A 24,028-nucleotide genomic window follows, 5' to 3' on the forward strand; every position below is an offset into this window, starting at 1 on the left:
ATGGGCACCACGGCCGGAGGCACCCGGGTCGAGCTCGAGATCGGGGGCATGACGTGCGCGTCGTGCGCCGTCCGCGTCGAGAAGCGCCTGAACAAGATCGACGGCGTCGACGCCTCGGTCAACTACGCCACCGAGAAGGCCGTGGTCTTCGCACCGGCGGGCATCGATCCGCAGGCACTCATCGCCGAGGTCGAGCACGCCGGCTACTCCGCCGCTCTCCCCGCCGCCGAGCCCCCGGCCGAGAGCGCCGTCGACCCCGAGCTCCGGTCGCTGCGGCAGCGCCTCATCGGCTCCGCGGTGCTGGCGGTTCCGGTGATCGCGCTGTCGATGATCCCCGCGCTGCAGTTCAACTACTGGCAGTGGCTGTCGCTCGCCCTCGCGGCGCCGGTCGTGGTGTGGGGAGCCTGGCCCTTCCACCGCGCCGCGTGGATCAATCTGCGCCACGGCGCCGCCACGATGGACACCCTCATCTCGCTGGGCGTCACCGCGGCGTTCGTGTGGTCTCTCTACGCGCTGTTCCTCGGCGGCGCCGGCATGCCCGGCATGGTGCACGAGTTCACGTGGATCGCCCGGCCGGGCGAAGGCGGCGCCGACATCTATCTCGAGGTCGCCGCCGGCGTCACCACGTTCGTGCTCGCCGGGCGCTACATGGAGCTGCGCTCCAAGCGCAGCGCCGGCGCAGCCCTGCGCGCACTCCTCGACCTCGGCGCCAAAGACGTGGCGGTGCGCCGCGCCGACGCATCCGGCGCCGTCACCGAGACCCGCGTGCCGGTCGCCGACCTGCGCGTCGGCGACGAGTTCACCGTGCGCCCCGGCGAGAAGATCGCCGCCGACGGGGTCATCGTCTCGGGCGCATCCGCCGTCGACGCCTCGCTCGTCACCGGCGAATCACTCCCGGTCGAGGTCGTGCCGGGCGACGCGGTCACCGGCGCGACCATGAACGCCGGCGGGATGCTGGTGGTGCGCGCCACGCGCGTCGGAGCCGACACCCAGCTGGCTCAGATCGCCCGTCTCGTCGAGGAGGCTCAGTCGGGCAAGGCCGACGTGCAGCGCCTCGCCGACCGCATCTCGGGCGTCTTCGTGCCGATCGTGCTCGTGATCGCCGCCGCGACGCTGGGTGTCTGGCTGGCGCTCGGCGCCTCGCCCGAGGTCGCCTTCACCGCCGCGGTCGCCGTGCTCATCATCGCGTGCCCGTGCGCGCTGGGTCTCGCGACCCCGACCGCGCTCCTCGTGGGCACCGGGCGCGGCGCGCAGCTCGGCGTCGTCATCAAGGGGCCCGAGGTGCTCGAGTCCACGCGACGCGTCGACACGATCGTGCTCGACAAGACCGGCACCGTCACCGCCGGCCGTATGACCCTCGTCGACGCGGTGCCCGCCGGAGCGGGCGCCACGGACCGCGCCGAGTTGCTGCGCCTCGCCGGCGCGCTCGAGCACGCGTCGGAGCATCCGCTCGCCCAGGCGATCGCCGTCGCGGCCGAGGCCGAGATCGGCGCGCTCCCGGGGGTGGAGTCGTTCCGCAGCACCGCCGGCATCGGCGTCTCGGGCGTCGTCGACGGCCACGCCGTCGTGGTGGGCCGCGAGGCCGTGCTCGACGACTGGGCGCTGACCCTGCCGGCTGACCTCGCCGACGCGAAGGCCGCCGCCGAGCGCGCCGGGCGCACGGCAGTCGTCGTCGCGTGGGACGGCGCGGTGCGCGGCATCCTGGTCATCGCCGACGAGATCAAGCCGACGAGCCCGCAGGCCATTGCACAGCTGCGGGAACTCGGACTCGACCCGGTGCTGCTCACCGGCGACAACGCCGCCGTGGCGCACAGCGTCGCCGCCGAGGTGGGGATCGAACGCGTCACCGCCGAGGTGCTCCCCCACGAGAAGGTAGCCGTGGTGAAGGCGCTGCAGTCCGAAGGACGCGTCGTCGCCATGGTCGGCGACGGCGTGAACGACGCCGCCGCGCTCGCCCAGGCCGACCTCGGCATCGCGATGGGGACGGGGACGGATGCCGCGATCGAAGCATCCGACATCACCCTGGTGCGCGGCGACCTCCGCGGCGCCGCCGACGCGATCCGCCTCTCGCGCGCCACCCTCGGAACGATCAGGGTCAACCTGTTCTGGGCGTTCGCGTACAACGTCGCGGCGATCCCGCTGGCGGCGCTGGGCCTGCTCAACCCCATGATCGCGGGCGCCGCGATGGCGCTCTCGAGCGTGTTCGTCGTCGCCAACAGCCTGCGGCTGCGCCGCTTCCGCACCACCGCCCGAGCCTGAACGGGAGAACGAGATGACCACCGTCGACACCCACGCCGACCACAGCCACCACGGCTACATCACCGACAAGGACAAGTACCTCAATCGCCTGAAGCGCATCGAGGGCCAGGCCCGCGGCATCCACAAGATGGTCGACGACGAGAAGTACTGCATCGACATCCTCACGCAGATCAGCGCCCTCACGAGCGCCCTGGAGGCCGTCGCGGTGGGGCTGCTCGAAGACCATCTGCGTCACTGCGTGGTCGACGCGGCGCGCGCCGGCGGCGACGAGGCCGAGGCGAAGATCGTCGAGGCGTCGCAGGCGATCGCCCGCCTCGTCCGCTGAGCCGCGAGCGGGCACACCCTCACCCCACGCGCGCCCCGCGCGAGCATCCTCGCCTGTCGCAATCGACGCCCCGCGCCGCAGTCTGCGACAGGCGAACCACATCGGCGCAGGCTCAGCTGTCGCGAATCACACGGTGGGCCGCATACCGCGACAGGCCAATCAGCGTAGCCCGGCGGCGCGCAGGGTCAGAGAGGGGAACGGATGCCCTACGGCTGGGCCGCGCGCACCCGACGGGCGTGGACGACGGAGTCCACCGTGAGCACGATGAGCGCGACCCACACCAGGCCGAATCCGATCCAGCGCTCGAGGGGCATGGGCTCCTGGAGGACGAGCCACCCGGTGAGGAACTGCAGGATCGGCGCCACGAACTGCAGCAGGCCGATGGTGGTGAGGGTCGCCCGGCGGGCCCCGGCGGCGAAGAAGAGCAGCGGCACCGCCGTCACGACGCCGGCGAGGCTCAGCAGCACCGCATGGGTGGGCCCGCTCGTTCCCAGGGTGAACCCGGTGGTCGTGCCGACCACCGTCAAGATGACCGCGGCGATGGGCACCAGCCACAGCGACTCGAGGGTGAGACCGCTGACCGCGTCGACCGAGGGGCCGACGCGCTTCTTCACCAGGCCGTAGACGCTGAACGATGCGGCGAGGGTGAGGGCGATCCACGGCACCGAGCCGTAGCCGACGATGATGACGAGCACCGCCGCCGCGGCGATGCCGATGGCCACCCACTGGGTCACCCGCAGCCGCTCCCGCAGCACGAGCACCGCGAGCAGCACCGTCGCGATCGGGTTGATGAAGTAGCCGAGGCTCGTCTCGATGACGTGGTCCGACAGCGCCCCGATGATGAAGACCTGCCAGTTGACGTAGATGAGCAGGCCGGCGAGAGCGGTGAGACCGAGCAGCCTCGGCTGACGCATGATGGCGATCAGCCGCGGCCAGGAGCGCATGACCGTGAGCAGCAGCGCGCAGAAGACGAGCGACAGCACGATGCGCCACGCGACGAGCTCGAACGGCCCGGTCGGCGCCAGCAGCACGAAGTACAGCGGCAGGAAGCCCCACAGCAAGTACGCGCTGAACGCGTAGACGCCACCCAGCGTGCGCTGGCGCGGTGAGTCGAGGGAACCGGATGCCGCCACCACCCCGATACCGGCGGTGTCGGTGGCGATCTCGCCGAGATCCGACGCGGTCGTGGCTGCGGGGATCGGTCCGGTGCTGCGCTTCACCTGCTCAGCCTAGGCGGGTGCCCGGACCCCGCGGCCGGAGGCGCTGACCTCGGGAGGCTGACGCCTGCCGACGTTCGCAGGATTCCTGCCACCATCCCGGGTTTGCATACGCAGAGAGGGTCGAATGCCGAAGCATCCGACCCTCTCAGGCTTTCGCGCGGTGCGCGACAGGCGTCAGCGGACGACGACCGCCAGCACGTCACGAGCCGACAGAACGAGGAACTCGTCACCGCCGAACTTGACCTCGGTGCCGCCGTACTTGCTGTAGATCACGCGGTCGCCGACGGCGACGTCGAGCGGGATGCGGTTGCCGTTGTCGTCGATGCGACCGGGGCCCACAGCCACGACCTCGCCCTCCTGGGGCTTCTCCTTGGCGGTGTCGGGGATGACGAGGCCACTGGACGTGGTCTGCTCGGCCTCGACCTGCTTGATGACGATGCGGTCCTCGAGCGGCTTGATGGAAACCGACACGGTCTACCTCTTCTTTCTTGAGACTGAAGACTCGTTAGCACTCTGACGTTGAGAGTGCTGATGTTCAGTCTAGGTGGGCTTCTGGCACTCGTGCAACGCGAGTGCCAATCCATGACGGTGAGAGTCGTCGATGGGCGGGAGACCCCTCGCGGTTCGAGGCTCCGAGTGGTAGACACGTCGTGGGGAGGCGCGCAGCGGGGGCTCGCGTAACGCTCGTCATAGGGGAAACAGATGACGGCTCGACGGTTCTGCCTGGGTATCGATCCTGGTGGAAGTCGGATTTCAGCGGCGGTCTGGGACGCCGCCGGCGACACGCGCGCCCGCCCGGTGAGCCTGGGACGGCACGCCGATGCCGCTCCTGCCTCGATCTTCGTGTCGTCCGGAGACATCGTCTTCGGCGACGCCGCGGAGCGTCGCGCACTCGCGCAGCCCGACCTGCTCGTGCGCCGGCTGCTCCCGCGGATCGGCGACGACACGCCGCTCGCCGTCGTCGATCGACGGTTCGCGGCCGAAGACCTCTTCGTGCGCCTGATCGGATGGGCGGTCCAGGCTGCCGCAGTGCAGGAGGGGGATCTGCCCGCCTCGATCGCGGTGACCGTGCCCGTGGCGTGGGGGCCGTACCGCACCGCCCTCGTGGGCGAGGCGCTCGAGCGGCACGGACTCGGCGATGCCACACTCGTCGCGGGTCCCGTCGCCGTCGCGCGCCACCACCTCCGTCACGACCGCATCCACGCCGGAGCGCTCGTGGGCGTCTACGACTTCGGCGGCAGCTCCTTCACCGCCGCGCTGGTTCGGACCGGCGAGTCGGACGTCGCCATCGAGGGGACGCCGATGAGCATCGACGACCTCGGCGGCATCGACGTCGACGACCGGATGATGGACTTCGCGCTCCGACGCGCCGGCGTGCCCGGACTCGACAGCGGCGCGCTGGAGCGCGACGCCGGTGAACGGGTCGCGCTCGCGGCGCTGCGCCGTGAATGCACCGACGCCAAGGAGGCGCTGTCGTCGGACTCGGAGTCGATCATCCCGGTGCTCGTCGCCGGTCGATGCACGACGGTGCGGGTGACGAGGGAGGATCTCGAGGCCATGATCGACGCGCACCTCGCGCGCACGATCGATCTGATGCTCGATGTGTTCGACGACGCAGGGGTGGAACCCGACGGCGTCGACGCGATCCTCCTGACCGGCGGCTCGTCGCGCATCCCCCGCGTCGCGCAGCTCGTCTCGGAGCGCGTCCGGCGACCGATCATCGTCGACGGCTCCCCCAAGATCGCAGCGGCCGCGGGCGCCGCGCAGGCGGCAGCCGACGGGTCGTACGAGATGCGCGGCGCGCTCGACGGCGAGCCGGGCGCCGTCGAGCCGCTCATGCCGCAGCCGGCAGCCGCCCCGCGGCATGCGCACCCGATGAAGGACCTCGTCGGCCGCCTGCTCCCGTTCCTCAGTCCCAGCGCACGGGGATCGGCGTGACGCGATGATCCGACCGCGCCTGGACCGGCCGGCCTTCGACGCCGACATCCTGCTGCCCCGCATCGCCCGCACGCGGCTGGACTCCCTGCTGCTGCCCGACCGGCCGTCGCGGCGCGCGGTGGTTGTCGGAACCGCCGGGTCGGGCAAGACGCGGCTGCTGCAGTCGATCCGCTCCGCGCTGGCCGCCGCCGGCGCCCCGACGACGTGGATCGAACCGGGGCGCGTCACCGCTCCCCCGTCGACGACCGCCAACACCGTGCTCTTCGTGGACGACCTCGATCTGCTCGACGACGAAGCGATGCAGCGGATCGTCTCGGCGACGGAGGATGCCTCGGCCAGCGTCATCGCGAGCGTGCATCCCGGACCGGTCAGCGCCGACGTCGACCGCATCATGCACGTGCTGGAACGCGCATCCGCCGCGATCGTCATCGGGTCGCTCACCGCAGCGGACCTGACGGAGCCCGGCACCGCACCCGAGCACGCGCGGGAGTGCATCGACGAACTCATCGGACGCACCGGGGGGATCGCCTGGCTCATGACGGCCGCGCTGTCGCTGCATCCGACCGCCTGTGACGACCCGGCCGGGCACAGCGTGATCCACGCCGCACTCATCGACGAGATCGCGCACCGCGTGGAGATGCTCGATCCCGCCGTGCGGGACGCGGTCGAGGCGGCCTGCCTCGCGGAGGGCGACGCGCTCGACCCGGCCCTCGCCGCCCGCGCGCACGCCGCCGGGCTCGCGCAGCGCGGCGGCCGGGCCAGCCCACTCGTCCGCTCCGCAGTCGTCGCGACCGCCGCCGCGTCGCGCGTCGCCGACAACTGGCCGGCGCTGGCGGCGGATCACGTCGACGACGTGGTGCGGCTGGCACCTCTCGCCGTGAGCCAGGGCGACCCGCAGGCCGCCGCACGGTTCGCGCAGGAGGGGTGGCTCGCCGTGCCGGAAGACGCCGCCCGCGCAGCCGCGCTGTTCGAGGCGGCCGCCCTGGCAGGAGGAGCGCCGGACTGCGCGCTGGGACAGGCCATCGCGAGCTTCGGCCTGGGAGACATCGACGCGGCCGCGCTGCGCGCCGACAGCCTGCTGGCCGACGACGACGGCGACGACCGCCTCTCCGACCTGTCGGCCAGCCTGTGGGCGGCACGCGGCCTGCCCGATCAGGCCGACGCTGTGTATCGCGCTCGCCCGCCGACAGCCCCCACGTCGCGGGCGAGCGCGGCCGTGTCGGCCCTCGCGATCGGCGATGCCGCCATCCTGCGCGCTGATGAGCTCGATCCGAGCGCCGCCGCGACGCCGACGACGCGCTCCGTGGCCGCGGACTTCCTCCGACGCGGCTTGCGCGACACGGTCGACGGCGATGGTGCGCACGCCCTCGATCGCCTCGTCCGCGCGTCGAGCCTGACCACCGCGTCGGGCGGAGCCGACCCGATGCCCGAGTACCCGGCGGTGCTGGCGGCGCTCACGGCGATCAACACCGGCGAACTCGAGATCGCCGAGCGGGTGCTCGCCGATGCGCTCCAGGGCCGGCAGGGCGGGGGTGCCGCTGCCGACAGGCTCCGCCTGTGGTCGGCCTGGGTTGCGATCCTGCAGGACCGCCCGCACGAGGCCGGCACCTCGCTCGAGGCGGCCGAGGGCTCGGGGCGCGCGCTGGGCGAACGCGATCGCCTCCTCGCCGCCGGGATCCGGCTCGCCCTGGCACGGCGCTACTCCGACCACGAGGCGCTGAGCGCGCAGTGGCGCCGCTCCCGCGCGAGCCTGCTCTCGGCACGATTCGACCTGTACAGCCTGCATGTGCTCGGCGAGTTCGTCATCGCCGCGGCGCGCCTGCAGCTCGCGTCATCGGTGCTCGACCGCAGCTTCGCCGATGCGCTCGAACTCGTGGACGGGCTCGGCGGTGCACCCTGCTGGGCGGCGCACGCGCACTGGACGGGAATCCAGCGCGCGATCCTGCACAGCAGCCCCGAGGAGCTCAAGCCGCACGCCCGTGCGCTGGTGGCCGCCGCGCCGCGCAGCCGGGTCGCCGCGCGGATGGCCCACGCCGGACGCGTGTGGACGACCGTGCTCGCGGCATCCGTCGACGGCGACGAGGTCGAGAGCGCCGCGAAAGGACTCGCCTCGGTCGGTCTGGCATGGGACGGAGCTCGCCTCGCCGGCCACGGCGCTGCGCGGTCGAGCGACCGCAAGGTCTCGGCGCGCCTGCTGGCCTGCGCGCGGCAGCTGCACCCGCACGGACAGTCCGCGACGGTCGCCGGCGACCCCGTCGCCCCGGCTCCCGCAGTCGACGCGGGCGTCGTCACCCCCGCCGGCGTGCTGAGCCCGCGCGAGCGCGAGGTCGCGGAACTCGTGGTGCAGGGCAAGACCTACGTCGAGATCGGGCAGGCGATGTTCATCTCGCCGCGCACCGCCGAACATCACATCGCGCGCATCCGCACCCGGCTGTCGGCCACCTCGCGGTCCGATCTCATGGCCAAACTGCGGGCCACACTCGGGGGCGAACCCGACCCGGGCCTGAGCCCCTAGTCATCCGTCACCCGACGGTCAGCGCGTTCCCCTAGTGGGGGGTCTGGCTTAGGGGGATGAGCACCGACGCGGGCACCCGCGATCCGAACGTACTGTCGATCCCAGAATCCACCGGAGGAGTCCATCATGAGCGTCACCCTCGCCACCGTGGCGGAAGCATTGATCGAGTTCATCTTGAGTCTGCTTCGCGATCCGGATGCCGCCGAGGAGTTCGCGAAGGATCCCGACGGCGCGCTCGCGCAGCGGGGTCTCGGCAACGTGACCGCATCCGACGTGCAGGCGGTGACCCCGGTCGTCATCGATCGGGTGCAGGTGATCCCGGCACCGTCCGGGAGCGGTGGCGGTGGCGGTGGCGGCGATGACCACTCGACGCCCGTGAGCATCGTCGTCTCGCAGGCCGCCGCGCCCGCCGTCCGCGAGATCCAGAACATCACCCAGAACTTCACCTGGGCCGACAACCGCGCCTCCATCGTCGACCAGTCCACGAACCAGAGCATCTGGGCGGGCGGCGACGTCACCCAGGTGTTCGACCAGGAGGCGGCCGTCGCCTCGGGCGACGACGCCATCGCCGCGGGCGAGGACGTCGACATCGACCAGACGTCGGATCACTCGGTCACGGTCACCGCCGGCGGCGCGGTGAACATCGGCAGCGACACGACCGTCACCGTGGTCGAGGACTCGTACAACGACACGACCGACAACTCCGTGACGACCGACAACTCCACGACGGCGACCATCGTCGCCTCGGGGAACGACGGTCTGCAGGTGACGACTTCGGAGTCGTCGGGCAACACGACGTCGACCACCACCGAGACGACCTCGTCGACGCAGGTCGTGCTCACCGACGATTCGGTCGGCGTTTCGGTGGGCGCGTCGCAGACGCCCGCGGCACCCGCGGCCCCGGCAGCCCCCGCGCCCGAGCCGGCACTCGCCGCGGCCGAGCCCGCACCCGCTCCCGCGCCCGAACCCGAACCCGAACCGATGCCTGAGCCCGAACCGGAGTCGGATGAGATGTTCGGCGCGGACGACAGCGGCGCGCCCGACGAGATGGCATCGGATGACGAGTTCTGAGCTCGCCGCCGGCGAGGCGCCACGGCGCGACGTCGTGAAGGCCCCGCCCCCGGGCGACGGGCGGAGTCTCCCGCGGGAGGCTCCGCCCCGGCCCGCGACGGCGGGCAAGGAGGCACCGCCCGTCATCGTGAAGCGGCCGCCGCCCGCATCGGCGGCGCTGGCTCTGGTCTGCTGGGTGCTGAGCCTCATGGCGGGCGCCGCCGCGGCGGTGTATCTCTTCGTCATCCGCGTGCCGCAGCTCGACGAGATCACCGCGTATGTGGCCGGCATCGCTCCGGATCGCGCGGAGGCCACCCATGAGACGACCGCGGAGATCCTCTTCTGGTGCCTGTTCGGAGGACTGGTCGCCGTCGTGCTCGCGCAGATCGTCTTCGTGGTGTCGTTCACCAACCGTCGGCCGGGCGCCCGCTGGTACCTCTTCGGCAGCACGGTGCTGCTCGCCGTGCTGTACTTCCTCGGCCGGGAGATGGTGACCCGGGGCGATCGCGGCGAGCCGGTCGAGCTTCTGCTCGTCGCGCAGATGGCCCTGCTCGCGCTCGGCCTGCTGCTGAGCGTGCTACCCGGGGCCCTGAAGTGGACGGCCCGCGGCCACGACGTCCGTCGCGGGGCGGGCGCGGGAGCGGGCGCGGAGATCTGAGGCCAGCGCCTCGACGCTGCGGACCACGACTCCGCAGTGGTCGGCCACTGCGTGCGAGGCGACGGGCGACGCCGCCAGCGCGCGCCACCGTGCCGTCGCGACCGTGATCCGGCCGCGCACCGCCGCGGCATCCGATCCCTCGGGGAGCCCGAGGCGCACCAGCGGGTCGACGCCGAACCCGCCGACGAGACGCTCCGCCTCCGCCGCCTCCTCGGCCGGCATCGAGGACGTCGCGGTGCGCAGCGCAGCGATCAGGGCGAGCTCTCTCAGCTCGTGCATCCCTGCGAGCGCACGCTCGATGCCGCCGCGGAGCACGTCGTCGCCCGGCCGCGAACGCGACGCCGTCAGGCGCTGCAGCCCGTCGAGCACCGCGCGGCACTTCAGCACCGCGATGCGTGAGCGGAACTGCGCGTCGATGAACCGCTCCAGGTCGATGAGGCCGCTCTGCTGCACCATCCGCTCGGCGAGCTCGGAAGCGCTCGCGGCACCGGCACGCACGAGCGCCGCCCCGAGACGCACGCCGAAGATGCCGAATCTGCCCAGCAGCTCCTGCCGTTCGGCGTGATCGAGCCCGGCCCGCATGCCCGGCGCCGTGAACCGGTCGACTGAGATCAGCAGGCGCTCGCGCTCCTCGTGCGCGAGGTCGGCGAGCGCGCAGAACGCGTCGAACTCGTGCTCGCGCACCGTGGTCCCCGCTTCGGCGAGGAGCCCCGCGACGGGGAGCACGTCGAGCGCCAGGGCGCGCAGCTCGCCGTCGCCGCGATAGCGCTCGGCGATCCGCGCCGCCGACAGGAGCGAGTCGATCCGCCCGGAGCCGATCTCGTCGGCGCGGGACAGGACGGCCACGGCGTTCACGGTCTCGGAGGCGCCGGCCGCGGTGTCGCGGAACGACTCGAGGAATCCGAGATCGGATGCGTGCATGTAGCGCAGGAGGTAGACGATCGCGTCGGCCGCCGGGGGCGCGTCATCGGGGAAGAGGAACGCCGACGACCGCGCCGACACGTCGGACGACAACGACGCCACGCCGGGGGTGTCGATCAGGATCAGCGAGCGCAGGGCCTCGGCCGGCCACTCGACGTCGATCCACGCCACGTCGTCGGCGGTCCACGGTCCGAGATCGAGCACGAGCCGCCCCCGGACGCGGTGGATCGGCATCGACCAGGTCGTGCCGTCGGCGAGGTGCACGGTGATGCGCGGCGATGCGCCGTGCCGGTACCAGGTGATCGTCCGCGTGCACTCGCCCGCGTCGGTCGGCGCGATCTGCTCGCCGATGATGGCGTTGAGGAGCGTCGACTTGCCGGCCTTCACCATGCCCGCCACCGCGAGCCGCAGCGGCTCTCGCAGACGGACGGCGTACCCGTCGAGCTCCGCGACCGCCGTCGGATCGTCGTGATAGAGCGCCTGCGCCGACGTCACGAGGCCGGCGACCCGCAGCATCTCCGACCGCGTCACCGCGGACTCTCTCCGACTTCGATGGCCGGATGCACGGTGCCCGGGTGCACAGTGACGGGGTGCACGGGGGCCGGCAGCCGGCGCCGGATCTCTTCGACCCGGGCGAGCTGCGCCCGCAGCGCCTGCACCCGGCTGTCGCGATCGCGCTCGTAGCCGACGGCAGCCTGTCGCGCCGCGGTCACCGACTCCGTGATCGACCGGTGGAGCTCGTCGGCGATCGCGGTGAAGTGGTCGCGCGATGCGCGCTGCACCAGTCGGAGCCTGTCCTTGAGCTGCTTGCCGACCTGGAAGACGACCTCTTCGATGTGGCGGCGGATCAGGTTCTTCGCCTCGAACTGGCGGCGCAGGAGTCGTGACGACATGTCTTCGCGATAGGCCCGCCGCCCGACGAGCACGCCCGCGAGCAGCGACAGCGGGTTGATGAGCGGCAGACCGATCAGGCTCGTCGCGAGTCCCACCATCAGCACGCCGCCGTACGAGCCGCGCACCCCGATGTAGATCTTCTCGGTCGCGCTCAGGCGCCCCTCGTCGAGGGTGCGGAGGTCGGTCACGGGGTCGAGCACCCCGTCGGTCGCGCCGACGTCGATGCGGGGCAGGACGAGCTCGTCCTCGGCGAACTCGCGGGCCACCTGCTCTGCGAGCCACTTCGACCGCTCGTCGGTCCAGACGAAGGTCTCGGCGACCGCCGCCGCCACGCGCTGATCGATCCACTCGACGATCTGGTCCCAGATGGGTCCGGGGTCGCCCTCCTCGATCGAGGTCTCCGCCTCGTGCTGGACTTTGCGCAGCCGGTCGCGGAGGTCGTGCTCGGTGTCGGAGATGAGGTCGGCGACGCCGTCGCTGAGGGCGACCTGCCACCGGGCGCCCCGGCTGCGGAACTCCTCCGCGCGGGTCTTGTACTCCTCGAGCCGGGCGATGAGCGCGGGAGTCTCCTCCGGGTGCAGCAGCGCGTTGAGCTCGGTCTGGAGCGACAGCGCCAGCTGCTCGGTCACCGAGACGAGATCGTGGGATGCCGCGCGCCGCTGCACCTCCTCCGCCTGCCCGAGCACGTTCCGGCGCAGGTGGGCGACGAGCGCGGGGAACCCGGACTCGTCGTTGAGCTCGCGGTCCTGCGTCCCCGCAGCCAGCAGGCGCAGGTCGCTCGAGACCGCGAAGACGGGCACGTCGCCGACGTCGGAGAGGTGGCCGCGATCGATCGACTCGATGTCTCGCCACTGCGGATAGATGTCGGTCTTCGACACGACGGCCGCGACGTTGGGAGAGATCCGCAGCGCGTGGCGGAGGAACTGCATCTCGGGCTCGGTGTACTCCTGCGACGCATCCGACACCAGCAGCACGGCGTGCGCGCTGGACAGGGCTGTCAGCGTGGACAGCGACCGGGTCGACTCGAACCCGCCGACCCCGGGCGAGTCGACGATCCGAAGCCCGCCCTTGAGGATCTCGCGCGGAACGGACACCTCGACGCCGACCACGGTGCGCCGGTCGTCGGAGCGCACGTGCGACGACAGGAAATCGTCGATCGCGTCGATGGGCACCGAGACGCGATCGACCACCCCGCTGCGCGCCCCGTCTTCGCGAAGCAGCACCTCGGCCGACGGAGACGGTCCGAACCCCACGGCGATGGGCACGCTGGTCGCGAGATCGTCGTCGACCGCGCACACCGGCGCGTTGATCAGCGCGTTGACGAGTTTGCTCTTGCCTTGCTTGAACTGGCCGACCACCACCACACGGATGTCGGGGTCGAGCAGTCGCGATCGTGTGCCTGCGAGGCGGGCGGTGAGATCGTCGCGATCGAGGTCGGCCGCGAGGCCCCTCGCCCTGTCGACGAGCGCGATGAGATCGGCTGATGCGACGTCACCGGCGAGCGCCGGCACTCTCACCGCGACGGTCGTCGCAGGCGCGGCCTGATCCACTGTCACCCCCTCGGTCCAGCGGTCCCCCGCGACCCACGTTAGACCTCTGGTCACCAGAGCGGGAGATCCAGATCGGGATCCGCCGGCGGCGGCGCGATCTCCTCCCCCCACAGCTGGTCGGCGTCGAGGTCCCAGTCGCCGGCGTGGATGCCTGCCAGCTCGTCGTCGAAGAGGTTGCCGGCATCGGGATCCGCCGGTGCGGTGACCGGCGTGAGCAGGTCGTCGTCATCGAAGGGCGCAGCGGGATCGGTGTCGTCCATCGTCGCTCACCCTCCTTCGCGCCTGCCGTGCCGCTCCCCGGGCCGAGGTGCGGCCCGGCCACCGCAACGGCGGCCGGGCCCCTTCCCCAGTCGAGTCGATCAGAAATCGATGTCGTCCGCGATCGACGCGCCGAGGCTGCCGACGATGGCATCCACGTCCACGTCCACGTCGACCTCGGTGTCGGTCTCGAAGTCGTTGAACGAGTCCGTCGCCACGTTGTTCTCGGAGTAGTCGTTCCAGGAGTCCTCGATGTCGACGTCGATCGAGTTGTCGGTGTTGACGGAGTTGTCGGTGTAGGTGTTGTACGACCCGATCACCGACTGGATCACCGTGTCGCTGCTCAGGTTCGCGTCGCCGCCGCTGGAGGTGACGTTGATCGAGCTGTTGACGTTGGTGTTGATGTTCACGTCGTCACCCGCAGCCACCGCGTCGTCGCCCGATGCCACTGCGGCCTCGGCCCGCGAATCGATGTCGACGTCGCCGTGCGCGAAGATGCTCGCGTTCTGCGACTGGTCGACCGTCGTGCTGTGGATGTTGAGTGCACCCGCGCCGGCAGCAGCCGCACCCGCGGCAGCCGCAGCACCGCCCGCACCACCGTCGATGCCGGTGTTGTAGCTGCGCGCGCCGACCTGCACCGAGTGGTCGTCGGTGTTGTAGGAGTCGTCGATGTCGGTCTCGACCGAGTTGTCGGTGTCGTGCGAGTCCTCGGTGTCGGTGTCGACCGAGTTGTCGGTGTTGTACGACTCGTCGACATCGGTGTCGGTGTTCCACGAGTCCTCGACGTCGGTGTCGACCGAGTTGTCGGTGTTGTACGACTCGTCGACATCGGTGTCCGTGTCGACGGAGTTGTCGGTGTCGTGCGAGTCCTCCACGTCGGTGTCGACGGAGTTGTCGGTGTTCCACGAGTCCTCGATGTCGACATCGACATCGGTGTCCGTGTCGACCGAGTTGTCGGTGTTGCCCGAATCGTCGATGTCGTACTCGGTCTTCATCGAGTTGTCGGTGTTGAGGGAGTCCTCGACCTCGACCTCGATCTCGGTGTCTGCCATGAGAGTTTCCCAATCCCGGGGCCCGGCCCCGACCTGTTGATGTGCCCTCACGGTAGGACCGGCCGGGGCACCGCCGCATCGGGGCTGGCTCCGGCACTCGCCCGGCCGGAATGGGGGATCGCCGGCGTCGGATCCCCCTCCCCCCGGGGGATCCGGGCCGGCTTCCGTAGGCTGGGGCGGTGGAGATGTCCGAACTGACCGCCCTGCTGACCCCCGAAGGCCTGCGCCTCCTCGACGGACTCGGCGAGATCGGCTCCACCGACGAGGTCGCGCGCACCGTGACGCGGCTCCGTCGCGACGGGCACTCCCCCGACCTCGTCTCGGCCGTCGTCACCCAGGCACGGCTGCGCTCACGCGCGTCGGCGAAGTTCGGACCGTTCGCGGATCGGATGCTGTTCACCCGTGCCGGGCTCGAACAGGCCACCCGCCTGCCGATCGCCGCGCGCCACGCCGCACGGTTCCGCGACGCGGGCCTGACGCGCGTCGCCGACCTCGGCTGCGGCATCGGCGGCGACGCCCTCGGTCTCGCCGGCATCGGACTCACCGTGACCGCCGTCGACGCCGACGAGGTCACCGCGGCGATCGCCGCGTACAACCTCGCGCCGTTCGGCGACGGCGCGGTCGTGAAGCACGGCACCGCCGAAGGAACCGACCTCACCGGCGTCGACGCGGTGTGGCTCGACCCCGCGAGACGCACGGCCGGTCACGCCGAGACCACCCGCACCCGCCCCGAGGACTGGTCGCCGTCGCTCGACTGGGCGTTCGCGCTCGCCGAGCGGATGCCGACGGGCATCAAGCTCGGCCCCGGCCTCGACCGCAGCCTCATCCCCGACGACGTCGAAGCGCAGTGGGTCAGCGCCGACGGGTCGACCATCGAACTCGTGCTGTGGTCGGGCGCACTCGCGCGCGCCGGCATCCGTCGCTCCGCCCTCGTCGTGCGCGGCGACTCCGCACACGAACTGACCGCGGGGGCGGATGCTCCCGACGTCGAGGCGCGGCAGCTGGGCGCCTATCTGCACGAGCCCGACGGTGCCGTCATCCGCGCCCGGCTCATCGGCGACGTCGCGCGCTCGCTCCAAGCCGGCGTGCTCGACGAGCACATCGCGTACCTCACGTCGGATGCCGCGCTGACGAGCCCGTTCGTGTCGTCGTTCCGGGTGAGGGAGACGCTCCCCTCCGACGTGAAGGCGCTCGCGAAGGCGCTGCGGGCGCGTGGGATCGGGCGACTCGAGATCAAGAAGCGCGGGGTCGACGTCGACCCGGCGACACTTCGCACTCGGCTGAAGCTGCAAGGCGACGACGCGGCGACGCTCATCCTGACGCGCATCGGGTCCACCCGCACCGCGATCCTCGCCGACCGCATCGGCGCGTGACGCCCGCGGGCCGGCGTCAGACGAAGAGTTCGGCGCGCATCGCCGCGAAGGCGAGCCATCCGGCGCTGTAGAGCACCGACACCACCCCGAGCGACAGCGCCCACACCGCCATCGCGCGGCTCTCGAGGGGGCGGCGCAGCGCGAGGAGCGCCGACACGATCGCGACGACGCCGATCGGGAACCCCCAGCCCACGAAGAACGACACCACGAGCCCGATGATCGCGAACAGCAGCGCCCAGCCCGCGAGACCGCGGTGGGGCAGCACCGGCTCGGGGGCCGGCTCCCAGAGGAGCTCGTGCGGCTCCTCCACCCCAGGCTCGCTCGGGGCCGACTGTGTGGTGACCTGGATCGGGGCCGTCGGCAGCCGCAGATAGCCGCCGCGGTGCACGCCCGGGAGGAACGCCGCGTCGCCGGCCACGGTCACGTCGGGCGACACCGGTTCGACGATCGGCGCCGACGCCGGCGACGGCGCGTCGGGGCGTGAAGACGACGCGGACGCGGGGGATGCGGCCGCCTCGTCGGTCCGCTCGGCGATCGACCCAGGCGCCGCCGCACCCGAGTCGGCTGCCGGGGTCTCGGCCGCCGCCTGGTCGGCGGCGGCTTCGACGGCATCTGGGTCGGCGCCCGCCGGCCCGGCGCCGGCCGCAGGCATCCGCGTTCCTCCGTCGCTCACGCGGCAGCCTCCGCGTAGCCGGCGACCTGGATCTCCGTCACGGGCAGCGTCGAGTCCGCGCCGAATTCCAGCGTCGACGGCTCGCGCCCCGACATGATCAGCTCGGCGGCGAGCGCGGCGATCATGGCGCCGTTGTCGGTGCACAGCGAGAGCGGCGGAATGCGCACCGTCACGCCGGCGGCAGCGCCGCGCTCGAGCGCCGTGTCGCGCAGGCGCCGATTGGCGATCACACCCCCGCCGAGCAGCAGTCGCGGCACGTCGTGGTCGCGGCAGGCGGCGAGCGCCTTGGTGACGAGCACGTCGACGACGGCCTCGCGGAAGCTCGCGGCGACATCGGCGACCGACACCTCGTCGCCGGCGGCGCGACGCTGCTCGACGTACCGCGCGACGGCGGTCTTCAGGCCGGAGAACGAGAAGTCGTAGCGATGCGCCGCCATGTCGCTCGCGCGTGACAGTCCTCGTGGGAACGCGATCGCGCGGGGGTCGCCGGCGGCCGCCACGCGATCGATCTGCGGGCCGCCGGGGTACGGGAGCCCGAGCAGCCGCGCCACCTTGTCGAAGGCCTCGCCCGCGGCATCGTCCATCGTCTCGCCGAGCAGTTCGACGTCGGTCGTCAGGTCGCGGACGAGGAGCAGCGAGGTGTGCCCGCCGCTCACGAGCAGGGCCACGGTGGGGTATTCGAGGGGCGGAGCATCCGCGTCGAGGATGTCGGCTGCGATGTGCCCCACGAGGTGGTTGACGGCGTAGAGCGGCTTGCCGAGCGAGACGGCGAGCGCCTTGGCTGCGCCGACCCCCACCATGAGCGCACCGGCCAGACCCGGACCACTCGTCACGGCGACGGCGTCGAGGTCGGCGAGGGCGACGCCTGCCTCGGCGAGGGCCGCCTCGATCGAGGGCTGCAGCGCCTCGAGGTGAGCGCGCGCGGCGACCTCGGGTACGACGCCGCCGTACCGGGCATGCTCGTCCATCGAGCTCGCGATGGTGTTCGACAGCAGGGTGCGCCCACGCACGATGCCGATGCCGGTCTCGTCGCAGCTGGTCTCGATGCCGAGCACCAGGGGCTCGTCGCGGTTCATGTGCAGGCTCCCGCTTCGTCAGCGCGCGCCGCGGGTGCGGTCGCCCAGCCGCGCAGGTCGAGCTTCATCACGATGGCGTCGACGTCGTCGGGCTGGTAGTACCGGGGGCGACGGGCGATCTCGATGAAGCCCTCCGACGCGTACAGCGCCTGCGCCACCGGGTTGTCGGCGCGCACTTCGAGGAACACGTCGTGGGCTCCACGAGCCGCCGCCTCCACCAGCAGCGCACGGAGCAGCGTCCGACCGCGGCCGAGCCCGCGCGAACCCGCGGCGATGGTGATCGTCTGCACGTCGGCATCCGTCGCTCCGCGCACTGCGCGCAGTCCCGCGTAGCCCACGAGGCGGCCGGCCTCCTCGTCGACGACGTACCACCCGTGCGGCGACGCGAGCTCCTCGCGCATCATCGCGTCGGACCAGGCGTCGGTCGGGAACGAGTCGCGCTCGAGCCGCATCACGGCCTCGAGGTCGGCGGCGACGGCGGTGCGCAGCGTCATGCGCCCACCTTCTTCGGCGCGCCGGGCATGGTCACGTCGGGTGAGCGCAGGTACAGCGCGTCGTGCGGGCCGATCACACGCCCGGCCGCGACGGCGCGACCGGCGGTGACGGCGAGCATCGCAGCGGAGATGCGGTCGGCGTCGCGACGCAGGATGCCGCGGGCGGCGAGCACGCCGTCGAGGTCATCGCGCGGGGCGAGCCCGGGCTCGGCGAGGCGCACGGGCAGCCCGTCGTCGTCGAGCCCCCGGTACACCGTGTAGGCGAACTCGCGGCGCCGCGCGTCGGTGACGACGGCGAAGGCCTCGGGCTGCTCGTCGTCGTACCCGCCGGTGAGCGCATCGTGCAGCAGCAGCTCCAGGGCGACCGCGTCATGGCTGACGACGGGGATGACCTCGACTCCGCGCCCGAGGGCGAACGTGCGGGCGGCGGCGATCCCGACCCGGAGTCCGGTGAACGGCCCCGGCCCCATACCCGCCGCGACGGCGGTGATGCCGGCAGGGCGGACGGATGCCTCGGCCAACGCGCGCTCGATGAGGGTGCCGATCACCTCGGCGTGCCCTCGCGGGTCGGCGCTCTCGAGCTGGGACCGCACGGCACCGTCGGGTTCGACCACGGCCACTGCGGTGCCGAGAGACGTGTCGATGCCGAGAATCACCGTTCCAGCGTAGTCGCGGCTCCCCGCGACCGCCCTGCGCCGGCCGCTACGCCCGGCGCGAGATCGTGACGCGGCGCGGGGTGTCGGCGTCGAGCTCGTCCTGGTGCGCCGTGATCCCGCACGCGGTGTCGACCCCGCGGCCGTGCCATTCGCGGTCGATCTCGATCTCCCACCAGTGATCGCGCAGCCCGTCGACCATGCCGCGCCCCCACTCGACGATGACCGCCGACGCGTCGAAGTCGATGTCGAGGTCGTCGAGCTCGGCGGACGACCCCAGCCGGTAGGCGTCGACGTGCACCAGCGGCGCGCCGCCGACCAGTGACGGATGCGTGCGTGCGAGCACGAACGTGGGGCTCTGGATCGGCCCGCGCACGCCGAGGCCCGAGCCGATGCCGCGGGTCAGCGTGGTCTTGCCGGCACCGAGCGGACCGGTGAGCACGACGAGGTCGCCGGGGCGCAGCATCCGCCCGATCTCCTCGCCGAGGGCCTCCATCTCGCCCGGCGACGCGATCTCGCGCTCGCCGACGAGGTCATCGACGCCGCTCATTCGCGCACCTGCGTGCGCGGCACGCGGGTGCCGATGCGCGTGACGATCTCGTAGTCGATCGTGTCGGCCGCGTCTGCCCAATCGCGTGCGGCGGGCGCGCCCAGGGTGGGGTCGCCGAACAGCACGGCCTCGTCGCCGACCGCCACCGGGTGATCGCCGACGTCGACGACGAACTGGTCCATGGCGATGCGGCCCGCCACCGGGAAGGTGCGGCCGCCGATGCGCACGGGACCGCGGCCCGATGCCTGCCGCGGCACGCCGTCGGCGTAGCCGAGCGGCACGAGCGCGAGGGTCGTGTCGGTCTCGGTGCGATGCGTGTAGCCGTACGACACCCCGGTGCCCGCCGGCACCCGACGCACCGCGGCGACTGCCGCACGCAGCGTCATCGCGGGCCGGAGGCCGAGATCGGCCGAGGTGCGATCGTGGAACGGCGAGATGCCGTAGATGCCGATGCCCAGGCGCACGCAGCCGTAGCGGGCCTCGGGCAGGTCGATCGCCGCGTTCGTGGCGGCGATGTGCCGCAGCGGCGGAGCGACGCCGAGCGACGCTGCGAGCGCAACGCCCGCGTCGAACGCGCGGATCGCGGCCCGGTCGTCTTCGACGGAGGTGTTCGACAGGTGGCTGAACAGCCCGACCACACGCAGCCGGCCGATGCGCTCGAGACGCGCGGCTTCGGCGAACACGAGCCGCTGGTCAGCCGGGGCGATGCCGTTGCGCGACAGCCCGGTCTCGAGCTTGAGGTGCACGAGGGCGGGATGCCCGCCGCCGGCCGCGGCAGCAGCCGCCTGCAGCTGCACGAAGCTCGACACCCCCAGTTCGACGCCGCTCGCCACGGCATCGGAGAAGTCCGCTCCGGGCGCGTGCAGCCAGGCGACGATCGGCGCGTCGATCCCCGCACGGCGCAGCGCGAGCGCCTCACCGATGTCGGCCACCCCGAGTCGCGTCGCCCCGCCGGCGAGCGCGGCGACCGCGGCGCGCACCGCGCCGTGACCGTAGCCGTCGGCCTTGACCACGGCGATCACGTCGCTCTCGGTGAGGCGGCGGAGGTGCCGCACGTTGTCTTCGATGGCGCCGACGTCGATGATCGCCTCGCGCATCACCCCGGCCGCGAGCGCACTCACGCGGCGACCCCCGCCCCGGTCGACTCGGCGACCACATACGCGGTGGCGAACCCGCCGTCGTGCGACATCGACAGGTGCAGCGTGCCGATGCCGCGCTGGGCGACGACCTCGGCAGTCGACCCGGTGAGGGTGAACCACGGGCGACCGGATGCCTCGGGGGTGACCTCGATCTCGGTCCAGTGCACGCCGTCGGAGCCGCCGAGAGCCTTGATGAGCGCTTCCTTCGCGGCGTAGCGGGCCGCGAGCGAGTGCGGCTTCAGCTCGCGCTCCGCGGCCGAGAACAGCCGATCGAGCAGCCGGGGCGTCCGCTCGATCGTGCGCTCGAAGCGCGCGATGTCGACGAGGTCGACGCCGATCCCGACGATCATCAGTCCTCCTGCGGGCCGCGGGGCGCGGCATCCGTCAGAATACCGTCCGGTCCGTCGATCGCCCGTGAGGGCATCCGGCGGCTACTCGACTGTGACCGACTTCGCCAGGTTGCGCGGCTGGTCGACGTCGAGGCCCTTCGCCGTCGCGAGGCCCATCGCGAATATGTGCAGCGGCACGACGGCCAGGAGCGGCTCGAAGAACGTTCCGGCGAGCGGGATGCGCAGCACCTCGTCGGACTTCGGCAGCACGGCGGCGTCGCCCTCTTCGGCGATCGCGATGACGCGGGCGCCGCGCGCGCGGATCTCCTCGATCGATGAGATGACCTTCTTGTGCATCTCGGCCGACTCGCGCGGCGACGGAACGATCACGAACACCGGCTGCCCGGGCTCGATGAGGGCGATCGGACCGTGCTTGAGCTCACCGGCGGCGAAGCCCTCGGCGTGGATGTAGGCGAGCTCCTTGAGCTTGAGCGCACCCTCGAGGGCGATCGGGTAGCCGACGTGACGGCCGAGGAACAGCACCGAGCGGGTGTCGGCCATCCAGCCGGCGAACTGCTCGATGCGGGGCTGCTCGCGCTCGAGGATCTGTGCGATCTTGCCCGGGACGGCTTCGAGCTCGCGCACGTGATCCGCGGCGTCGGCCGGCGAGATCGTGCCGCGGATGCGCCCGACGTGCAGCCCCATCAGGTACAGCGCGGTGATCTGCGCGACGAAGGCCTTGGTGGAGGCGACGGCGACTTCGGGGCCGGCGTGCGTGTAGACGATGGCGTCGGACTCGCGCGGGATGGTCGCACCCTGGGTGTTGCAGATCGACAGGGTGCGCGCGCCGTGCTCCCGTGCGTACTTGACGGCCATGAGCGTGTCCATGGTCTCGCCCGACTGGCTGATCGACACGACGAGCGTGTCGGGCCCGATCACCGGGTCACGGTAGCGGAACTCGTGGGCGAGCTCGACGTCGACCGGCACCCGGGTCCACTGCTCGATCGCGTACTTGCCGACCTGGCCGGCGTAGGCAGCCGTGCCGCAGGCGATGATGATGATGCGCGAGACGTCGGTGAACAGTTCGTCGAGTCCGTCGAGCTCGGGGATCACGACCTCGCCGTCGCGGATGCGGCCGCGGAGCGTGTTGGCGACCGCCTCGGGCTCCTCCGAGACCTCCTTGGCCATGAACGACGACCAGCCGCCCTTGTCGGCCGCCGAGGCGTCCCAGGTGACCTCGAACGGCTCGACCTCGACCGATGCGCCGGCGAAGTCGGTGACCTCGACGCCGCCCGGCGTGATGGCGACGATCTGGTCCTGGCCGATCGCGAGCGCACTGCGCGTGTACTCGACGAACGCGGCGACGTCGGAGCCGAGGAAGTTCTCCCCCTCGCCCAGACCGATCACGAGCGGCGAGTTGCGTCGTGCGCCGACGACGAGTCCCGGCTGGTCCTCGTGCAGCGCCAGAAGCGTGAAAGCGCCCTCGAGCCGCGAGACGACCGCACGGAACGCCGTGACGAGATCACCGGATGCCCGGTACTCGCGTCCGAGCAGCACAGCGGCGACCTCGGTGTCGGTCTCGCTGCGGAACGTGTAGCCCTCCGCGAGGAGCTCGGCCTTGAGCTCGGAGAAGTTCTCGATGATGCCGTTGTGGATGACGGCGAGCTTGTCGTCGTCGGCCAGGTGCGGGTGCGCGTTGCCGTCGGTCGGACCGCCGTGCGTCGCCCAGCGGGTGTGCCCGATGCCGGTGGTGCCGGCGGCGAGCGGGTGCGCGGCGAGGTCGTCGCGCAGCACCGCGAGCTTGCCGGCGCGCTTGCGCATGCCGAGATCACCCTGGGCGTCGATGACCGCGATGCCGGCGGAGTCGTACCCGCGGTACTCGAGGCGCGAGAGACCCGAGATCAGAATGGGCTCGCTGGGCCGCGGGCCCACGTATCCGACGATTCCGCACATGCCCCCAATGGTAGGCGCGGGGGTTTGCACGGAGCCCGAACGAATGACGGATGCCTCTCATCCCCGCTGAGAGGCCCGGGGCTGTCCGTCACAACTTGCGCAGCAGCACCGTCTCGACTGTGTGGTCGGCGGACTTCTGCAGCACCAGGTTGGCGCGGTGCCGCGTGGGCAGCACGTTCTCCTCGAGGTTGGGAAGGTTGATGGTGTTCCAGAAGTGCAGCGCCCGTTCGACCGCCTCGTCGTCGCTCAGGTGCGCGAACACGTTGAAGAACGAGTTCGGGTTGCTGAACGCCGCACGTCGCAGCGCCAGGAACCGATCGACGTACCACTGGGTGATGTTCTCTGCGGCCGCATCGACGTAGATGGAGAAGTCGAACAGGTCGCTCACCGCGACGTCGTTCGGCGTTGGCGGCGGCTGCAGCACGTTCAGGCCCTCGACGATGACGATGTCGGGCCGGCGCACGGTCACGACGGCGTCGGGCACGATGTCGTACCGCATGTGCGAGTAGAAGGGCGCCCGCACCTCCGCCGCGCCGCTCTTGACCTCGGTGAGGAACGACACCAGCGCCCGCCGGTCGTACGACTCGGGGAAGCCCTTGCGCTCCATGAGACCCCGCCGCTCGAGCTCGGCGTTGGAGTACAGGAACCCGTCGGTGGTGACCAGCTCCACCCGGGGCGTCCCCGGCCAGCGACTGGTGAGCTCGCGCAGCAGTCGCGCGATCGTCGACTTGCCGACGGCGACGGAACCTGCGACGCCGACGATGAACGGGGTGGTCGTGTCGCTGTCGCCGAGGAACGCCGACTCGTCGGCGCCGAGCCGCTTGGTCGACTCCGCGTACAGCGACAGCAGGCGCGACAGGGGAACGTATACCTCGCGCACCTCGGCCATGTCGAGGCGGTCGCCGAGGCCGCGGATCTGCACGATCTCGGTCTCGGAGAGCGGCTGCGCGATGCCCGAGGCCAACCGGGCCCATTCGGAGCGGTCGATCTCGCGGTAGAGCGAGAGCGCGGGGGCTGCGGTGGCGGTGGCCTGTTCGTCGGCGGACATCGCGATTATCGTAGCCGCTCGGCAGTCGATGACGGATGCCGCGCCCGCCCGTCCGCCCCGCGCCGAACGGTCACACGCCCGGCGGCGGCACGCGCGACGG

General features: G+C 71.8%; 22 protein-coding genes. 7 read left to right on the forward strand and 15 right to left on the reverse strand.

Annotation, left to right across the window (positions count from 1 at the left end; translation table 11 throughout):
- Both JOD63_RS11180 and JOD63_RS11185 read left to right on the forward strand, forming a co-directional pair.
- A complete protein-coding gene (locus JOD63_RS11180; RefSeq protein ID WP_045275438.1) occupies positions 1-2,259 on the forward strand; it encodes a heavy metal translocating P-type ATPase in 2,259 nt (752 codons plus the stop codon).
- 13 nt (positions 2,260-2,272) lie between these two features.
- On the forward strand, positions 2,273-2,584 hold the full coding sequence (locus JOD63_RS11185) for a metal-sensitive transcriptional regulator (RefSeq protein ID WP_045275439.1): 312 nt from the start codon (positions 2,273-2,275) through the stop codon (positions 2,582-2,584).
- A 206-nt stretch (positions 2,585-2,790) separates the two neighbouring features.
- On the opposite strand, the gene rarD is transcribed toward JOD63_RS11185, so the two are convergent.
- Together rarD and groES are read right to left on the reverse strand one after the other, a co-directional pair.
- Positions 2,791-3,717, reverse strand: a complete 927-nt coding sequence (rarD, locus tag JOD63_RS11190; protein WP_045275492.1) for an EamA family transporter RarD — start codon at positions 3,715-3,717, stop codon at positions 2,791-2,793.
- Between the two features lie 261 nt (positions 3,718-3,978).
- Positions 3,979-4,275, reverse strand: a complete 297-nt coding sequence (gene groES, locus JOD63_RS11195) for a co-chaperone GroES (protein WP_045275440.1) — start codon at positions 4,273-4,275, stop codon at positions 3,979-3,981.
- Positions 4,276-4,506: 231 nt separating this feature from the next.
- On the opposite strand from groES, the gene JOD63_RS11200 reads away from it, so the two are divergent.
- The 4 genes from JOD63_RS11200 (at position 4,507) to JOD63_RS11215 (ending at position 9,965) form a co-directional block, all read left to right on the forward strand.
- Positions 4,507-5,742: an Hsp70 family protein gene (locus tag JOD63_RS11200; protein ID WP_084613485.1), complete on the forward strand. Its 1,236-nt coding sequence runs from the start codon at positions 4,507-4,509 to the stop codon at positions 5,740-5,742.
- Between the two features lie 4 nt (positions 5,743-5,746).
- A complete protein-coding gene (locus JOD63_RS11205) occupies positions 5,747-8,257 on the forward strand; it encodes a helix-turn-helix domain-containing protein (RefSeq protein WP_052682491.1) in 2,511 nt (836 codons plus the stop codon).
- A 126-nt stretch (positions 8,258-8,383) separates the two neighbouring features.
- On the forward strand, positions 8,384-9,328 hold the full coding sequence (locus tag JOD63_RS11210; protein ID WP_052682492.1) for an IniB N-terminal domain-containing protein: 945 nt from the start codon (positions 8,384-8,386) through the stop codon (positions 9,326-9,328).
- Entirely contained in the window at positions 9,315-9,965 is a 651-nt protein-coding gene (locus JOD63_RS11215) for a hypothetical protein (protein WP_045275441.1), read from the forward strand. The genes JOD63_RS11210 and JOD63_RS11215 overlap by 14 nt, the downstream gene beginning before the upstream one ends.
- Here JOD63_RS11215 and JOD63_RS11220 read toward each other — a convergent pair.
- The 4 genes from JOD63_RS11220 to JOD63_RS11235 form a co-directional block, all read right to left on the reverse strand.
- Positions 9,885-11,417: a dynamin family protein gene (locus JOD63_RS11220; protein WP_245617968.1), complete on the reverse strand. Its 1,533-nt coding sequence runs from the start codon at positions 11,415-11,417 to the stop codon at positions 9,885-9,887. The two genes, JOD63_RS11215 and JOD63_RS11220, sit on opposite strands and share 81 nt — an antisense overlap.
- On the reverse strand, positions 11,414-13,330 hold the full coding sequence (locus tag JOD63_RS11225) for a dynamin family protein (RefSeq protein ID WP_245617969.1): 1,917 nt from the start codon (positions 13,328-13,330) through the stop codon (positions 11,414-11,416). Before JOD63_RS11225 ends, JOD63_RS11220 begins: the two co-directional genes overlap by 4 nt.
- A 50-nt stretch (positions 13,331-13,380) precedes the next feature.
- Positions 13,381-13,590: a hypothetical protein gene (locus JOD63_RS11230; protein ID WP_045275442.1), complete on the reverse strand. Its 210-nt coding sequence runs from the start codon at positions 13,588-13,590 to the stop codon at positions 13,381-13,383.
- Positions 13,591-13,689: 99 nt separating this feature from the next.
- Entirely contained in the window at positions 13,690-14,640 is a 951-nt protein-coding gene (locus JOD63_RS11235; protein ID WP_045275443.1) for a hypothetical protein, read from the reverse strand.
- Between the two features lie 179 nt (positions 14,641-14,819).
- On the opposite strand from JOD63_RS11235, the gene JOD63_RS11240 reads away from it, so the two are divergent.
- A complete protein-coding gene (locus JOD63_RS11240; protein ID WP_045275444.1) occupies positions 14,820-16,013 on the forward strand; it encodes a class I SAM-dependent methyltransferase in 1,194 nt (397 codons plus the stop codon).
- A 16-nt stretch (positions 16,014-16,029) separates the two neighbouring features.
- Here the strand turns inward: JOD63_RS11240 and JOD63_RS11245 are convergent, their stop codons facing one another.
- The 9 genes from JOD63_RS11245 to coaA form a co-directional block, all read right to left on the reverse strand.
- Positions 16,030-16,686, reverse strand: coding sequence for a hypothetical protein (locus JOD63_RS11245; RefSeq protein ID WP_245617970.1), 657 nt, complete (start codon positions 16,684-16,686; stop codon positions 16,030-16,032).
- Complete coding sequence (tsaD, locus tag JOD63_RS11250) at positions 16,683-17,762, reverse strand: tRNA (adenosine(37)-N6)-threonylcarbamoyltransferase complex transferase subunit TsaD (protein WP_045275445.1); 1,080 nt, start codon at positions 17,760-17,762, stop codon at positions 16,683-16,685. The genes JOD63_RS11245 and tsaD overlap by 4 nt, the downstream gene beginning before the upstream one ends.
- Entirely contained in the window at positions 17,759-18,256 is a 498-nt protein-coding gene (rimI, locus tag JOD63_RS11255) for a ribosomal protein S18-alanine N-acetyltransferase (protein WP_045275446.1), read from the reverse strand. The genes tsaD and rimI overlap by 4 nt, the downstream gene beginning before the upstream one ends.
- Entirely contained in the window at positions 18,253-18,912 is a 660-nt protein-coding gene (tsaB, locus tag JOD63_RS11260) for a tRNA (adenosine(37)-N6)-threonylcarbamoyltransferase complex dimerization subunit type 1 TsaB (RefSeq protein WP_045275447.1), read from the reverse strand. The genes rimI and tsaB overlap by 4 nt, the downstream gene beginning before the upstream one ends.
- Before the next feature lie 46 nt (positions 18,913-18,958).
- Entirely contained in the window at positions 18,959-19,459 is a 501-nt protein-coding gene (gene tsaE, locus JOD63_RS11265; RefSeq protein WP_045275448.1) for a tRNA (adenosine(37)-N6)-threonylcarbamoyltransferase complex ATPase subunit type 1 TsaE, read from the reverse strand.
- Positions 19,456-20,556 carry an alanine racemase gene (alr, locus tag JOD63_RS11270; protein ID WP_084613490.1) on the reverse strand — a complete coding sequence of 367 codons (1,101 nt, stop codon included), beginning with the start codon at positions 20,554-20,556 and terminating at the stop codon, positions 19,456-19,458. The genes tsaE and alr overlap by 4 nt, the downstream gene beginning before the upstream one ends.
- Before the next feature lie 20 nt (positions 20,557-20,576).
- On the reverse strand, positions 20,577-20,948 hold the full coding sequence (locus JOD63_RS11275) for a holo-ACP synthase (RefSeq protein WP_045275450.1): 372 nt from the start codon (positions 20,946-20,948) through the stop codon (positions 20,577-20,579).
- 81 nt (positions 20,949-21,029) lie between these two features.
- Positions 21,030-22,880 (reverse strand): glutamine--fructose-6-phosphate transaminase (isomerizing), encoded by a 1,851-nt coding sequence (gene glmS, locus JOD63_RS11280; RefSeq protein WP_045275451.1) that lies wholly within the window; start codon positions 22,878-22,880, stop codon positions 21,030-21,032.
- 88 nt (positions 22,881-22,968) lie between these two features.
- Positions 22,969-23,928 carry a type I pantothenate kinase gene (gene coaA / locus JOD63_RS11285; RefSeq protein ID WP_045275452.1) on the reverse strand — a complete coding sequence of 320 codons (960 nt, stop codon included), beginning with the start codon at positions 23,926-23,928 and terminating at the stop codon, positions 22,969-22,971.
- Between the last annotated feature and the right edge of the window lie 100 nt (positions 23,929-24,028).

It is taken from the genome of Microbacterium terrae (assembly GCF_017831975.1).
In the GTDB taxonomy this organism is placed as follows: Bacteria; Actinomycetota; Actinomycetes; order Actinomycetales; family Microbacteriaceae; genus Microbacterium; species Microbacterium terrae.

Coding starts and splice junctions, on each gene's coding strand:
- JOD63_RS11205 (WP_052682491.1), top strand. CDS start 5,747: ATGATCCGACCGCGCCTGGACCGGCCGGCCTTCGACGCCGACATCCTG.
- JOD63_RS11235 (WP_045275443.1), bottom strand. CDS start 14,640: ATGGCAGACACCGAGATCGAGGTCGAGGTCGAGGACTCCCTCAACACC.
- JOD63_RS11275 (WP_045275450.1), bottom strand. CDS start 20,948: ATGATCGTCGGGATCGGCGTCGACCTCGTCGACATCGCGCGCTTCGAG.
- JOD63_RS11215 (WP_045275441.1), top strand. CDS start 9,315: ATGACGAGTTCTGAGCTCGCCGCCGGCGAGGCGCCACGGCGCGACGTC.
- alr (WP_084613490.1), bottom strand. CDS start 20,556: ATGCGCGAGGCGATCATCGACGTCGGCGCCATCGAAGACAACGTGCGG.
- coaA (WP_045275452.1), bottom strand. CDS start 23,928: ATGTCCGCCGACGAACAGGCCACCGCCACCGCAGCCCCCGCGCTCTCG.
- rimI (WP_045275446.1), bottom strand. CDS start 18,256: ATGACGCTGCGCACCGCCGTCGCCGCCGACCTCGAGGCCGTGATGCGG.
- JOD63_RS11185 (WP_045275439.1), top strand. CDS start 2,273: ATGACCACCGTCGACACCCACGCCGACCACAGCCACCACGGCTACATC.
- tsaD (WP_045275445.1), bottom strand. CDS start 17,762: ATGAACCGCGACGAGCCCCTGGTGCTCGGCATCGAGACCAGCTGCGAC.
- glmS (WP_045275451.1), bottom strand. CDS start 22,880: ATGTGCGGAATCGTCGGATACGTGGGCCCGCGGCCCAGCGAGCCCATT.
- JOD63_RS11200 (WP_084613485.1), top strand. CDS start 4,507: ATGACGGCTCGACGGTTCTGCCTGGGTATCGATCCTGGTGGAAGTCGG.
- JOD63_RS11210 (WP_052682492.1), top strand. CDS start 8,384: ATGAGCGTCACCCTCGCCACCGTGGCGGAAGCATTGATCGAGTTCATC.
- JOD63_RS11180 (WP_045275438.1), top strand. CDS start 1: ATGGGCACCACGGCCGGAGGCACCCGGGTCGAGCTCGAGATCGGGGGC.
- JOD63_RS11230 (WP_045275442.1), bottom strand. CDS start 13,590: ATGGACGACACCGATCCCGCTGCGCCCTTCGATGACGACGACCTGCTC.
- tsaE (WP_045275448.1), bottom strand. CDS start 19,459: ATGAGCGGCGTCGATGACCTCGTCGGCGAGCGCGAGATCGCGTCGCCG.